Here is a 14555-nt window from a genome sequence, read left to right as displayed (position 1 = left end):
TTCAATTCTGGCCGCTGTCCTTGTCCATTTCCAGCAACCGCTGGATGGTTCTGGTGGTGCTGTAGCCTTCTTTCAGTTCGGCAAGATGCACCCGCCCGCCATAAGACTGGACCAGATCGGAACCGACAACGGTTTCAATGGTATAATCGGCCCCCTTCACCAGAACATCCGGCAACAGGGCCTCAATCAGCCGCATGGGGGTATCCTCGGCGAAGGGCACCACAAGATTGACTGCCTCAAGGCTGGCCAGCACAATGGCACGGGAAACCTCGTTGGTGGCCGGGCGGTCCGGGCCTTTCAGGCGGCGGATACTGTCATCCGTATTCAGGCCCACGATCAACCGGTCGCATTCCGCCTTGGACTGGTTGATCAGGGAAATATGTCCGGGATGGATCAGATCGAAGCATCCGTTTGTAAAGCCGACTTTCAGGCCTCGTGCCCGCCATCCGTCAACAATGTCTTTCGCCTGCGACAGGCTGGTGATTTTTTCATCTGCGGTGTGTATATCCGCATTGTGAAGCGCGGCCAGAAGTTCGTCCTGGGTGACGGCGGCGGTTCCGGACTTGGCGACAACGATACCGCCCGCCATATTGGCAAGACGAACGGCGGAAACGCGGCTGGCCCCGGCCCCGATGGCAAGGGACAGGCAGGCAATAACGCTGTCCCCGGCGCCGGACACATCGAAAACCTCGCGGGCCTCAGCCGGGACATGGTGGCTTTCCTCGCGGGTGATCAGGCTCATGCCCGCTTCGGAGCGGGTGACAAGAAGCGTGTCGATCCCGTCCCGCTCAAGCGTCAGGCGAGCGGCTTTCTCCACTTCGCTGTCGGTGCCACAGGGCAGGTTCGCCGCCGCGATCATTTCCTTGCGGTTGGGGGTCAGGAGGGTGACCCCGGCATAGCGCCTGAAATCGGTGGATTTCGGGTCCGCCACAATCGGTTTTCCGGCCTTTTTGGCGGCGGCAATAACCCGTGTCAGGATATCGTCGGACAGAACCCCCTTGGCATAATCGGATAAAATGACCACATCGGCCGCCGTGAGGGCGGTTTCAAAGGCGGCCACAACCCGGTCGCCCGTATCCCCGGCCAGCGGGTGGGTCGCTTCGGCATCGGCGCGAAGCAGTTGCTGCCCATCAGCGATATAGCGGGTCTTGACGGTTGTGGGACGGCGGCCCGATGAGACAAGCGCCGGGGTCAGGCCCTGTTCCTTTTCCAGAAGATACTGAACCTCGCGGCCTTCCGCATCATCCCCGACCACGCCCACAAGGGTGGCTGTTCCGCCCAGCGAAAGAACATTTCGGACCACGTTTCCGGCCCCGCCCAGCATGGATTGCCGGTGGCTGATCCCCAGCACCGGGATGGGGGCTTCCGGCGAAATGCGGGCGGCACTGCCATAGGTGAAACGGTCCAGCATCACATCGCCAAGACACAGCACATGAATGGATTTGAAGCGATCAATCAGGGGAACGAGGGTACCGGCCAATTCCATCAGGTCACACCAGTTTCAGTTTTATTTCAAGGGCGCCGCACAGCATATGACCAAGGGTGATATGCATTTCCTGTATCCGGCGGGTACTGTCTGAGGGGATGGTCAGAACATGATCGGCCAGATCCGGCATGATGCCCCCGTCCCGTCCGGTCAGGGCGGCTGTTACCAGTCCTTTTTCACGGGCCATTTTCAGGCCGGCGACCACATTGGGACTGGTCCCGGAGGTGGAAATCCCCACGGCCACGTCGCCGGGACGCCCCAGCGCCTCGATCTGGCGGGCAAAAACAGCGTCATATCCAAGGTCGTTGGCCCCGGCGGTCAGGGCCGATGTATCCGTATTCAGGGCAAGGGCGGCAATGGGGGCGCGATCCTTGATAAAGCGGACAACCAGTTCGGCGGCAAGATGCTGGGCATCGGCGGCGCTGCCCCCGTTTCCGAAAAACAGGATTTTCCCGCCTTGTCGGACCGATGTGACCCAAGCATCCAGCAGGGCTTCAAACGGGGCGGCAAGGGCGGCTTGTGTTGCGGCCAAAACCCGCGCGTGATCTTCCAGTTCTTCCTGAAAATAGGTTAAAGGTTCCACCAAACGGTCCACTGATGATTAAGGTTGTTCCAATGGGTAATAGTATAGACCGGAACCGTCTGTAAATGCCGACTTTATTCTGGGCCTGCCCGAATTATTCCATGCTGCCCTCGGTCGGGGGAAGGGTTCCGGCAGCCACATCCCGGATAAGCTGAAGTTGACGCGGCAACAGTTTCTGGTGGGAATAGGTTTCCAGAACCGTGTTTCGCGCCGCCTCGCGAACGGATTGGAGGTCCTTGTGATTGTCCAGCACAAAGGCAATGCGGCGGGCCAGTGCCTCGTGATCGAAAAAGTCGCTGAGGAAGCCGTTTTCCCCATCGCGAATGACCTCGCGCACAGGGGCCGTATCCGATGCCACCACAAGCGCCCCTGAGGACAGGCTTTCAATCAGCGACCATGACAGGACAAACGGCACGGTCAGGTAGGCCTGCACGGTGGAGGCCTGAAGCACCTTCACATAATCGGCATAGGGCAGCAGCCCGGTAAAATGAAGGCGGTCCCTGTCCGGCTTCAGTTCTTCGACCATGGCCTCGCCCCAGCCCTTGCCATCCGGGCGCTTCTTGCCATAGGCCACCCGGTCCTGCCCAACCACCACCACATGCAGGTTGGGCCGTTCCTTCAGCAGCAGTGCCGCCGCCCGCATGAATTCGGGAAACCCGCGATAGGGCTCCATGCCGCGGGTGGCATAGGTCAGGATTTCATCCGCATGGCTAAGATCAAGGGCGCCGAACTTTTTCGGGGCGTCCGGGTCCGGTTTGAAGAAATCCGTGTCCACCCCGTCATGCAGGACCGACAGCTTGGAATGAAAAACCTTCGGGATTTGCGCGGCCTGAAACTGTGTGGGCACCTGCCCCCAGTCGCAATGGGCCAGATCCATCAACAGGGGCATGTTCTTGGTTCGGATGCGCCCCGCGTCATCATAGCCGATGTTGGAATCCTGCAGGAAATCCGCATCCGATCCAAAGGCGTGGTAATACCATTCGAAATAACAGAGCAGCCGGGCATGGGGAAAGACCTCTTTCACATAGAGGGCCGGCCCCCATCCCGAATGGGCGCAGATGATATCCGGGGAAAACCCCTTTTTCTTGAGGTCAATACACAGCTTGAACAGGGATTGGCCGTTGATAACGGCGCTTTCCGTACTGCGAAGATAGTGATGGGTTTTCTCGGACCCTTCCCGGTGGGGCTTGTACAGCACATTGACCACACCGGGGATTTTCTCGGCCGCCCGGTGGGACGCGAATATGACCTGATTTTCCTTCTCTTCACCCAGTTTGCGGGCCACATGCCGGTATTGTGCCGGAAAATTGTTGTGCAGAAACAGAACCCGCATTGTCTCTCCTGACCTCCCCCCAGTCGAACAGAGTGTGTGTTCGGATTATGAGTATTTACTTACATGCAAATCAACCCAAACTTTTCCGTCCGCCTGTTATTCCGCCGGATCGGGAACCCGCTCCGATGCGGGAAGGTCCTTCGGCGCCCTTTCCTTGCGGGGATCGATGCTGTCAAAGCCGTCAAACGGCGCGGCCAGCCGTTGTTCCGTCATGGCCACATAATCGGGGTTGATGTCAAAGCTGGTCGAGTTACGCCCCAGAATACGGGCGACCCGGGCCGTGGTGCCGCTGCCGACAAAGGGATCAACCACCAGATCACCGGGATCGGACGAGGCGGCGATGATCCGTTCGATCAGGGCCTCGGGCTTCTGGGTCGGGTGGGGCTGGCGTTCGGCGGCACAATAATGCACATGGCTGAATTGCCAGACATCCCCCGGATTGGCCCCGGCCATATTGTTCCGCTTCCGGAAGTATTTTTGTGGCACCCGGACATCATCCAGATTGAAGGTGGCGTCAGGGCCTTTTGAAAACCACAGGATATCCTCATGACGGGGCGAAAATCCGCGTTTTCGGCCCATGCCCTGGGTGTAATGCCAGGTGATCCAGCCTTGCGGGGTCATGGCCAGTTCCTCTTCCAGCAGGATATACAGCCGGGCAATGAACTTGACCCCCATGAAACAATAAAGGGACCCGCCGGGTTTCAGGGCCCGGTGGGCCTGTTGCAGCCAGTTGCGAGAAAATTCCTGATATTCCTGACGGTCTTTCAGGTCGATATTGTTGCCATAGTTTTTCCCAAGGTTATAGGGCGGGTCGGCAACAATCAGGTCAACGCTGTTTTCCGGCAACCGGGACAATTCGGCGACGGCATCGCCGACCCGGCATATGTGGGTGGTGTTCATCATGGATTATTGCGGCGACCGTTTTGCCATGATCCGTTGCAGCGTCCGGCGGTGCATGTTCAGGCGGCGGGCGGTTTCGGACATATTGTGATTGCAAAGCTCATAAACACGCTGGATATGTTCCCAGCGGACCCGGTCGGCGGACATGGGATTTTCAGGCGGCGCGGGTTTCTCGTTGCCGGTGGCATTGAGGGCATTGATGATGTCATCCACATCGGCGGGCTTGGCCAGATAGTCAACGGCACCGGCCTTCACCGCCGCCACGGCGGAGGCGATATTGCCGTATCCGGTCAGCATGACAATCCGGGCGTCGGGGGAATATTTGCGCACCGCCTCGACCACATCAAGGCCGCTGCCATCTTCAAGACGCAGGTCCACCACCGCATAATCCGCATTGGCGGACTGGGCTTTCTCGATGCCTTCCCGGACACTGCCGGCCAGCGTTGTCAGGAAACCCTTGCGTTCCATGGACCGGCCAAGACGGTTCAGGAAAATTTCATCATCATCAACAATTAGAAGTCGTTTATCTTCCATACTGAACCGGGTTCCTTTCAACTTCTGATGTGTGTCCCATCAGCAGACAGACTAGCACAAGATGGCAGCGGCAAGAAGGTTATCCATAGGGATTTTCTTTTTCAAGTCGCCCGCGAGACCATTCGATCGTGACCCGGGCGCCCCCTTCCTTTGCATTGCCAAAGCGGATATTACCGCCGGAATGGCGGATCAGCATCTCGGAGATGAAAACCCCGAGACCCATGCCGCCCCGCCCTGCCCGGCTGGAGGTATAAGGCTCCCCCAACCGGGCGAGGATTTCCTCGCTGAAGCCGGGACCATCGTCCTGAATGGTGGCCCGAACGGCCTTGAGGTCCCAATACAGGGACAGGGTTACTTTCTTGCGGGCAAATTCGGCGGCATTGCTGACAAGGTTCCCAAGGCTGTAGAGAATTTCCGGCGTGGCATAGAGTTTCGGCTGGTTGTCCAGATCGCCGTTTGTCTCGATGACGACCTCGATGCCGGTGTCCATATCGGTGTTTTTATCCACAACAAGCGACATCAGGCTTTGAAAGGGCAGATAGTTGTGATGGGCATCCCGCTGCAGGAACCGGTTTGAGGACGGCCCCTTGGAAAGCTGCTCCAGCACCTCGGCGCATTTTTTCGCCTGATTGTGCAGCAGGTGAGCGTCCTCGGCAAATTCGCTGCCTTCCGGCAATTCGCGGGACAATTCCTTGGAAACCAGCAAAATGGTGTTGAGGGGGGTGCCAAGCTCATGGGCGGCGGCGGCGGCGATCCCGCCCACGGCCGAAAGTTGCTGCTCCCGCGCCAGCGCCAGCCGGGCGGCGGTCAGGGCGTCGTTCATGGCCCGGCCATCGGACGAGATGCGCCACGCATACCCGGACAGGAAGATGGTGCCAAGAACCAGTGCCGACCACGTGGCCAGAATATAGGTGTTGGTCAGCTTGAGCTCTGTTCCCTGCAGCGGCAGGGGCTCGTGATAAACTGCCAGAAAACTGATGCAGACCAGCGTGGTCACCCCAAGAAAGATGGTGCCCCGAAGCGACAGGTTGGTGGCCGAAATGGTGACCGGCACCAGAAACAGAATGGCGAACGGGTTGGTCAGCCCGCCGGTCAGATACAGAAGACCGGACAGTTGCAGGGCATCATACACCAGATAGAGAATGGCCCCGCCGTCCGACAAGCGGGCGGTGCTCTTGTAACTGAGGGTGACCAGAATATTGACCACGGCACTGGCCCCGACCAGAAGGAAGGCGGGGATCAGGGGGATGTCGTAATGCATGCCCCACTGCACCAGAAAGATGGCGAAGGCCTGTCCCAGAACCGCCAGCCAGCGGATAAAGACAAGCGACTGGATACGCACCCCTTGCGAGGCGGTTAGCAGTTCGGTGTCTGGTTTCTTGGCGGAAAGATCAGCAGTGGTCATGTCGCGCTCGGACCTCGTTTGTCATGCCCGGACGGAAAGACGGGCGCGGATCAGTCCAGTGCGCGGCTTTCCCCGATACTCATTACCCAGGATTGGTGATCATCATATCCTGCTTCACGGCTGGCCTGCAAGAAGCGGCCGGGCGGTTCGAACAAAGGCTCATCGGTCAGCCGCACCGTTCCCCAGTGCATGGCCACGATATTGCGGCTTTGCACATCATTGCCGATCAGCACGGCTTCTTCCGGGTTGGTATGGTGGGCCTTCATGATTTCCCGGGGTTCATAGGCCCCGATGCCCACAAGGCTGTAATCGAACGGGCCATAGTCCCGGCCAATATCCTTGAACAGGGGGGCGTATCCCGTATCGCCGCTGAAAAAGATCTTGTTGCGCTGTCCTTCAAAGGAAAAGGAGGCCCACAGGCTGCGATTGCGGTCAAACGGGGTGCGTTTCGACCAATGCTGGGAGGGCAGGGCATGAATCCGGAAGGGGCCGGTATCGTGGCTGTCCCACCAGTCCATCTCGATCACGTTTGAAAAACCGCGTCGGTGAAAGAACCGGCCAAGACGCAAGGGCACCACAATGGTCATGTCGCTGTGACGGTCGCGCAATTGCCGGACCGTGCGGGTGTCCAGATGGTCATAGTGATTATGGGACAGGACCATATAGTCAATCTCGGGCAGGTCATTCAGATGCAGGCCCGGTTCGACAAAGCGTTTCGGCCCGGCCATGCGGGTCGGCGAGGCATGGCTGGACAGATACGGGTCGGTCAGGATGATCTTTCCGTCAATGCGGATCAGGAAACAGGCCTGTCCCAGCCAGGTCATGAAATCCGTATCTGTAGACAGCAGGGACTGCATCTGGCGGGCGGCGTCGGCCTGCGGGATCACATGCCCGTCGGGAATGGTCACCTTTTCCCGGCCGTATCGCATCATTCTCAGGATGAAGGACATATAGGTTCGGCGCCGGGGTTTTCTTAATGTCCCGTTCGGCAGGTTTCGGAACCGTTTCCCCGCATGGTGGGGGGTGCCCCGGTCCTCGGTTGCAGGGTTTTTCTGGATCTTGTCGAAACTGTTCACACGGGCCTCCCGTTGGTCTTGTGCGGAGTCCAAGGATATCATGAACTTACTAATGTCACATTTATGCGGTCTTTTAAATAATCCAACCGGAAATCATGCGGGAAATCATGATTTTCCGGGGCGGGAAAAATTGTATTGCAGACTGTCAAGGCCTCTTGCGGATACTAGGCAATCCCGTTTCATTAAGATAAACTGAATAACTGGGTCAACCCGGCCCTTCCAGTCCGATCGGGGGATGCATGTTCAAGAAAATCTCGTATACACGCCGTTCCATGATGACATCCGTTCTGGCAGGCGCTTTGCTGCTGATGTCACCGGGGCTTTCCGCCGCCGCCAGCGAGCAGGAACAACTGGTCGAAAAGGCCAAGATGACGGTGGATGCCCTTGCTGCCCAGTCGGATATGGCGCAATTCCGGAAACTGTTGGCTGTCTCGAAGGGGATTGTGGTGTTTCCGCAGGTCCTGAAAGCCGGGTTCATCATTGGCGGCGCGGGCGGCACGGGGGTTCTTCTTGGCCGGGATGGCGCCGGAAACTGGAGCGCCCCGGCCTTCTACACCATGGGACAGGCCAGTCTGGGCCTGCAGATCGGGGCCGAGGCCAAGGAACTTGTGCTGGTTATCATGACCGACAAGGGGCTTGAGGCCATCATCAAGAACCAGGTCAAGCTGGGCGGGGATCTCAGTGCCGCTGTCGGGCCAATGGGCAAGAATGTGGGCGCATCCTCAACCACCAACATGGATGTGGATGTATTTTCCTTCGCCAAGACTGCGGGCCTGTTTATCGGCGCGTCTGTGGAAGGGTCGGTCCTTGATGCGAAGGAAGACTGGCTAAACGCCTATTACGGACAGCCTGTAACCGCCCATGACGTGGTGATCGAGCGCAAAGTGGACAAGGCGCAGGCCGGTCCGCTGAAAGCCTCCCTCAAGGCGGCAGAGGCCCCCTGACCCATCAAGGGAGCGTTTATCGCTTATCGCGATCCTATCGCTGCTGGGTTTCCAGCAATCGGACGATTTTGTGATGCCGGTTCTCGCTTGCCCGATCAAGGGCCGAGCGGCCGGTAAAGTCCGTCAGCATCACATCGGCATTGTTCTGGAGCAGGATCTTGACCACGTCCAGATGACCGTTTCTGGCTGATTTCATGAGGGCGGTTTCCCCTTGGGATGTTTCCGCATTCACATCGGCATCCGCCTCGATAAGGCGTTTGACGATATCCAGATTGCCAAGGGCAGCTGCCTGGATCAGGGCGGTATTGCCGTATCGGTCTGCCAAATCCACCTTGGCCCCGAATTTCAGCAACGCTTCGACCGCCGCCAACGAGCCGACCGTGGCGGCGTGATTGATCAGCGGGACACGCTTGTTGTTCCTGATATTGACATTTTCACCGTTCAACAGCGCCTGTTCGATGGTGCTGACGTCGCCTCTGGTCGCGGCGGCGAAAAGTTCATGCTCTCCAAACAGGGAGTTGGCTGTTGCTGTATGCGGCAAAAGCATCAGAAAAAACACACATAATATCCGTGGGTTAAGTCCCATTTCCTGATCCTTATCTCGTTATGGTAGTGAGGATTCTAACAGGTGTTAATATTTGTAGGCAAATAATGCTAGATAAATTTACCAAAATCTGTGTTATGCTGCGATGCAGCGAAATCTTGAAGTGCCCGGAAACCCTCTGATATCCCGTGCGGCGCTTCCGATGTATCAGGAGTACCAGATCCATGCTTTACCAGTTCAATGAGCTTCAGAAGCTCGCCCTGTCCCCGGTTCGCATGGCCGCGCAGCTTCAGTCACAAGCCCTGCGCAGTCCCTTTAATCCCCTGTCCAAAACCCCGCAGGCCCGCACATTGGCCGCGGCGTATGAGCTGTTTTCGGAAAGCACCCAGTATCACGGAAAACCGGCCTTCGGCATTCACGAGACTGTGGTGGACGGTAAATCTGTCCCGGTCGCCGAGCAGATTATCCACCGGCTACCATTCGGCCAGTTGAAGCATTTCCGCCGGGAAACGGACCGCAACGATCCGAAAGTCCTGATGGTCGCCCCCATGTCCGGTCATTTTGCCACCTTGCTGCGGGGAACGGTGGAAACCATGCTGCCGGACCATGATGTTTATATCACGGACTGGCGGGACGCGTCAGCGGTGCCCCTTTATGAAGGGGCCTTCGATCTGGATGACTATATCGATTATGTGCGCGAATTCCTGCGGGTTCTGGGCCCGGACACCCATGTGATGGCGGTTTGTCAGCCCGGTGTACCGGTTCTTGCGGCGCTGGCCCTGATGGCAGAGGATAACGATCCCGATACCCCCCTGACCGTCACCCTGATGGGCAGCCCCATTGATACCCGCCGTCATCCGACCGTGCCCTGCAAGCTGGCCATGGATCATTCCCTCGACTGGTTTGAAAGAACCGTCATTCATCATGTGCCGATGGGATATCCCGGTGTATTTCGGCGGGTGTACCCCGGCTTTCTGCAATTGGGGGGCTTTGTGTCCATGAATTTGGACCGCCATATGGAAGCCCACCTGAAACAGTTCGAACATCTGGTGGAAGGCGATGGCGACAGCGCCGATAAACACCGGAAGTTTTATGCGGAATATAATGCGGTTATGGATCTGAGCGCCGAATATTACCTGCAGACCATTGAAACCGTGTTCCAGAAACAAAGCCTTGCCAAGGGTGAAATGATGTATCGCGGCGACCGGCTGGTGGATACCACTGCCATTCGCAACACGGCGCTGATGACCATCGAGGGCGAGTTGGATGACATTTCCGGGATTGGCCAGACCGTCGCCGCCCATGATATCTGCACCAACCTGCCAAAGGCCAAGCGCGAACATTACGAACAAAAGGGCGTTGGTCATTACGGCGTCTTCAACGGATCGAAATTCACCCGCGAGATCGCGCCGCGTATTGCCAAATTCATTCGCAAGCATGATAAGATGGCCTCAGCCTGACTTTGACTGCTACGGAAATTGATGTGACGGATAAGCCTTTCTGGGAGACCACTTCCCTTGCCGACATGACGGCGGAACAGTGGGAATCCCTGTGCGATGGTTGCGGTAAATGCTGCCTTCTCAAGCTGGAAGATGAGGATACGCTGGAACTGGCCTATACCAATGTAGCGTGCCGCCAGCTTGATCTTGGAACCTGCCAGTGTAAAAACTATGCCAAGCGGTCCCTGTTGGTGCCCGATTGCGTCACCATGACCGCCGCCAATATTACCGAATTTGGCTGGATGCCGAAAACCTGCGCCTATCGCCGGTTGGCAGAGGGGAAAACGCTGGCCTGGTGGCATCCCCTGATATCCGGTGATCCGGAAACAGTTCACACCGCCGGGATGTCCGTTCGCGGGCGGTCCATATCGGAACGGGTGGCCGGCGATCTGGAAGATCATATCACCGACTGGCCGGAGGAGGATATTCCCTGACCGGAAATCCGCTTTCAAACCTGTTGAAAAGGCGGATCGGTAAGCCGCTGCGCCCGGCCCCGCCGGAGACAGTCCCCATGATCCGGGTGGCGGGACGGGAAGTGCCTGTGACGGTACAGCGATCCAGCCGCGCCCGGAAAATGAAGATCAAGGTCGGGGCCGCACAGGGCATTGTTCTGGTTTTGCCCCGGTCGGTTCCCCTGAAGACCGGATATGCCTTCCTTCAGGAACAGCGGGATTGGATCGCCGAGACAGCCGCCGCCCTGCCCACTCCGGTTGTTTTTGCCGACGGTGCCCTTGTTCCCCTTTTTGGCGTGGACCACGTGATCCGGCATGTGCCGGAACAGCGCGGCTTTGTCTGGCGCGAGGCGGGATGTCTTTATGTAGCGGGGGAGAGTTCCCATCTGCCGCGCCGGGTAACCGATTGGATGAAAAAGGAAATTCGGAACCATATCACAGACCAGGCGCAGCGTTATGCAGATCGCTTGGAGGTGCGGATTGCCGGGATTTCGGTTCGGGACCAGACGTCCCGATGGGGAAGTTGTTCGTCTGCCAGACGGCTTAATTTTTCGTGGCGGTTGATATTCATGCCGGAAAATGTCTGTCATTATGTTATAGCTCATGAAGTTGCCCATCTTCGGCATATGAACCATTCGCAGGAATTCTGGGATACGGTTACCTTGCTGTTTGGGGACAGCCGGCAGGAACGCCGGTGGCTACGGGAGAACGGGGCGGGTGTGCACCGCTATGGTGGGTAACCGGCTTCCGTCATGACAGGGACAGAAAGCAGGGACACTATCTGAAAGCCTATGAAATTACTGGTACCCGGTACAGTTTCTTTTACCATGTTTCTGGCTGCCGCCGTGGCTCTGGGGCCGTTGGCAACGGATATGTATCTTCCCTCCCTGCCGACCCTTGAAAAAGATTTTTCGGCCAGTGTTTTTGAAGTTCAACTAACCCTCAGTGTGTTTATTGCGGGTTTGGCCACATTCCAGCTTGTTGTCGGCCCCCTCACCGATCGGTTTGGCCGCAAGCCGGTCCTGATTGCGGGCCTGCTGATCTTTATCCTGTCCAGTCTGGCCTGTACGGTTGCCACCTCGATCGAGCAGCTTGTTGTCTGGCGGTTCCTGCAGTCGGTCGGTGTTTGTACGGGGGTGGTGATCCCGCGGGCCATGGTCCGGGACCTGTTTGAACGTCAGGACGCCGCCCGGGAATTGTCCCGCATGGGGACCATCATGGGGTTGGCCCCGGCCATTGCCCCGGTTATTGGCGGGTATATCGCGGTTTTCTGGAAATGGCCCGGTATTTTCATGGTTTTGGCCCTGTACGGGGTTATTCTGACAGTGGTGGTTGTCTTCGGGGTAGAGGAAACCAGCCCGCGGGAAAACCGTCAGCCTTTGGGGCTGGGGCGGGTTTTCCAGAATTACGGCTTCCTGATCCGCCATCCCGAGTTTCAGGCCTATGCCGGGGTGGTGGCCCTGTGCTTTTCCGGCTTCTTTGCCTATATCTCCAACTCGTCCTTTGTGCTGATTGATGTGTTTGGCCTGCCAGCGGAGCAATTCGGCTATTATTTCGGTCTGGTGGTGCTTGGGTTCATTACAGGGACCGTTCTTGGCCCGATCCTGACCCGGCAGGCAGGGTTAAAACGATCCTTGCAGGTGGGCGTTTCCTTCTGTTTTCTGGGCGGGGCACTGCTTCTGCTGCTGGCCTTTGCCGATATCCGTCATGCGTTGGCGGCGGCGCTGCCGATGCTTCTCTATAATATGGGGGTTGGCATTGTCATGCCCCAGTCCCAGGCCGGCGCCATGTCTCCCTTTCCCAAGATGGCCGGATCGGCGGCAGCCCTTGCCGGATTTCTCAGTCTGGGATTTTCCGGACTGGTCGGGATGCTGCTTGCCTTGCTGTTCAATGGCACCCAGATGCCCATGGCCTGGATCATCTTCCTGGTGGGCGGGGCAACCATCGTGTTTTTCCATCTGACGGTTTTCCGCCGCGACCCTTGAGACGGCATTTCAGGATAGCCTGAAAAAGCGATCTCCTTGACGCTGCGTCAATCTTGTTTGCCTGTCTGGAATGGGGCACCATCTGTTTAACAAGAAAAAACAGATATGTATCAGCGTGAGGAAAGTCATGTCCATTCGTGCCCCCATGTCCCATCTTCCCACCCACGAGGTGGAAAACCAGCCCGCTGCCATGGGCGATATCAACCTGTATGCCATTGATGTGGCGTTGCAGGAGGCCGTTCAGCGGGAAAATGCCACCTGGGCGGAGCCGGAAATGACCGGTTTCGGGGCCGTCATGGGCCGGGCGGAAAGCCGCGATCTGGCCCGGCAGGCGGATAAGCACAGCCCAGAAATCCGCCCGTTTGACCCCTATGGCCGCCGCATCAACGAGGTGGAATTCCACCCCGCCTATCATGACCTGATGGGCATTGCCATGAAGGGACGGGTACATAATTTTGCGTGGGCCCATGACGGCAAGGACGGTGCCCATGCGGCCCAGATGGTGCTGGCCTATCTGTTTAACCAGACCGAAGGCGGCGTCAGTTGCCCCATGGCCATGACCTATGCGGTTTATCCGGCCCTGACGGCGCAGGCGGATATTTTTGCGTCCCTGAAGGATGCACTGCTGTCTGATGAGTATGATCGCCGGTCGATCCCGTGGAGTGAGAAAACCGGCATGACCATGGGCATGTTCATGACCGAGAAACAGGGGGGATCGGACGTTCGCGCCAACAGTACAAAGGCCACACCTGTCGGGGCGGAAACCGGTCCGGGCAAGGCTTACCTGCTAAACGGTCACAAGTGGTTCTGCTCTGCCCCCATGTCCGATGCGTTCCTGACCCTTGCCTATACGGAGAACGGCCTGACCTGTTTCTTCCTGCCCCGCTGGAAGCCGGATGGCAGCCGCAACAACCTGTTTATCCAGCGTCTGAAAGACAAGGTGGGGAACCGTTCCAACGCATCCAGCGAGATGGAATTCATTGATACCTATGCGGTTATGGTGGGGCCGGAAGGGCGCGGCGTGCCGACAATTATTGAAATGGTCCAGCATACCCGCCTGTTCTGTATCATGGGATCGGCGGCGCTGATGCGGACCGGGTTGGTGCAGGCTTTGTATCATGCCAACAATCGCCGGGTTTTCCAGAAACGGCTGATCGACCAGCCGCTGATGCGGACCCTTCTTGCCGACATGGCGCTGGAAAGCGAGGCGGCCAGCCAGTTGATGATGCGCGTCGCCGGGGCCTTTGATCGGGCGGAAAAAAGCCCGCTTGAACAGGGGTATAAACGGATCGGGACAGCCATTGGCAAATATTGGGTCTGCAAGCGCACCCCCAATTTTGTGTATGAGGCGATGGAATGTCACGGCGGGTCCGGATATGTGGAGGAAAATATTCTGGGACGCATGTACCGGGAAAGCCCGGTGAACTCCATCTGGGAGGGATCGGGCAACGTGATGTGCCTTGACGTGCTGAGGGCCATGGGGCGGGAGCCGGAAAGCGTTGAGGCGCTGGTCGCGGAACTGAAAGAGGCGTCAGGCGCCAACCCCCATTATGATGCGGCGTTCAAGGAAGTTCGCGACAGCCTCGCCACGGGCGCCGTTTCCGAAAGCCGGGCCCGCTGGTTCACCGAACAGATGGCCAAGCTGTTGCAGGCCAATATCCTGATCCGCCATGCCCCGAATGAGGTGTCGGACACCTTTGCTGCCACCCGGTTGGGGCCCCATGGCGGTCTGGCGTACGGGACCCTGCCCGACGGGGCGCCTGTGGACTTTATCCTGGAGCGCGCCGCCGGCAGTCTTTTCACAAGCTGACGGG

Annotated in this window: 14 protein-coding genes; 6 read left to right on the top strand and 8 right to left on the bottom strand. The window is 58.0% G+C overall.

The annotated features are described in order from the left end of the window. Position 1 precedes the first annotated feature (1 nt). The 7 genes from rfaE1 to FQB27_RS00685 form a co-directional block, all read right to left on the bottom strand. On the bottom strand, positions 2-1486 hold the full coding sequence (gene rfaE1, locus FQB27_RS00715; protein WP_169558960.1) for a D-glycero-beta-D-manno-heptose-7-phosphate kinase: 1485 nt from the start codon (positions 1484-1486) through the stop codon (positions 2-4). Between the two features lie 4 nt (positions 1487-1490). After that, the gene (locus FQB27_RS00710) at positions 1491-2069 is read right to left on the bottom strand and encodes a D-sedoheptulose 7-phosphate isomerase (protein WP_169560016.1); all 579 of its coding nucleotides are present in this window, start codon (positions 2067-2069) and stop codon (positions 1491-1493) included. Between the two features lie 94 nt (positions 2070-2163). Next, entirely contained in the window at positions 2164-3402 is a 1239-nt protein-coding gene (locus FQB27_RS00705; protein ID WP_169558959.1) for a glycosyltransferase family 4 protein, read from the bottom strand. A gap of 96 nt (positions 3403-3498) precedes the next feature. Further along, a complete protein-coding gene (locus FQB27_RS00700; protein WP_206374138.1) occupies positions 3499-4305 on the bottom strand; it encodes a DNA-methyltransferase in 807 nt (268 codons plus the stop codon). Positions 4306-4308: 3 nt separating this feature from the next. After that, positions 4309-4836: an ActR/PrrA/RegA family redox response regulator transcription factor gene (locus FQB27_RS00695; RefSeq protein WP_169558958.1), complete on the bottom strand. Its 528-nt coding sequence runs from the start codon at positions 4834-4836 to the stop codon at positions 4309-4311. Positions 4837-4915: 79 nt separating this feature from the next. Continuing rightward, positions 4916-6241, bottom strand: coding sequence for an ActS/PrrB/RegB family redox-sensitive histidine kinase (locus tag FQB27_RS00690; RefSeq protein ID WP_169558957.1), 1326 nt, complete (start codon positions 6239-6241; stop codon positions 4916-4918). Between the two features lie 50 nt (positions 6242-6291). Beyond that, positions 6292-7359 carry an MBL fold metallo-hydrolase gene (locus tag FQB27_RS00685; RefSeq protein ID WP_169558956.1) on the bottom strand — a complete coding sequence of 356 codons (1068 nt, stop codon included), beginning with the start codon at positions 7357-7359 and terminating at the stop codon, positions 6292-6294. A 230-nt stretch (positions 7360-7589) separates the two neighbouring features. Here FQB27_RS00685 and FQB27_RS00680 point away from each other — a divergent pair, with 230 nt between their 5' ends. Further along, positions 7590-8261, top strand: a complete 672-nt coding sequence (locus FQB27_RS00680; protein WP_169558955.1) for a lipid-binding SYLF domain-containing protein — start codon at positions 7590-7592, stop codon at positions 8259-8261. A 34-nt stretch (positions 8262-8295) separates the two neighbouring features. Here FQB27_RS00680 and FQB27_RS00675 read toward each other — a convergent pair whose 3' ends face one another. Then, positions 8296-8808 (bottom strand): ankyrin repeat domain-containing protein, encoded by a 513-nt coding sequence (locus FQB27_RS00675; protein WP_169558954.1) that lies wholly within the window; start codon positions 8806-8808, stop codon positions 8296-8298. A 221-nt stretch (positions 8809-9029) separates the two neighbouring features. Between FQB27_RS00675 and FQB27_RS00670 the strand changes: the two genes are divergently transcribed. From FQB27_RS00670 to FQB27_RS00650, 5 genes are all read left to right on the top strand, one after another. Next, positions 9030-10265 (top strand): polyhydroxyalkanoate depolymerase, encoded by a 1236-nt coding sequence (locus tag FQB27_RS00670; RefSeq protein WP_169558953.1) that lies wholly within the window; start codon positions 9030-9032, stop codon positions 10263-10265. A 23-nt stretch (positions 10266-10288) separates the two neighbouring features. Continuing rightward, entirely contained in the window at positions 10289-10738 is a 450-nt protein-coding gene (locus tag FQB27_RS00665; protein WP_169558952.1) for a YcgN family cysteine cluster protein, read from the top strand. 23 nt (positions 10739-10761) lie between these two features. Continuing rightward, on the top strand, positions 10762-11496 hold the full coding sequence (locus FQB27_RS00660) for a M48 family metallopeptidase (protein WP_169558951.1): 735 nt from the start codon (positions 10762-10764) through the stop codon (positions 11494-11496). Between the two features lie 51 nt (positions 11497-11547). Next, positions 11548-12741 carry a multidrug effflux MFS transporter gene (locus FQB27_RS00655; RefSeq protein ID WP_169558950.1) on the top strand — a complete coding sequence of 398 codons (1194 nt, stop codon included), beginning with the start codon at positions 11548-11550 and terminating at the stop codon, positions 12739-12741. Between the two features lie 127 nt (positions 12742-12868). Beyond that, positions 12869-14551, top strand: a complete 1683-nt coding sequence (locus FQB27_RS00650; RefSeq protein WP_169558949.1) for an acyl-CoA dehydrogenase family protein — start codon at positions 12869-12871, stop codon at positions 14549-14551. The last annotated feature ends 4 nt before the right edge of the window (positions 14552-14555 follow it).

Source organism: Sneathiella chinensis (assembly GCF_012720115.1).
Taxonomy (GTDB): domain Bacteria; phylum Pseudomonadota; class Alphaproteobacteria; order Sneathiellales; family Sneathiellaceae; genus Sneathiella; species Sneathiella chinensis.
Note: the sequence above shows the minus strand (reverse complement) of the source record. Positions and strands in the feature narration are given on the sequence as shown.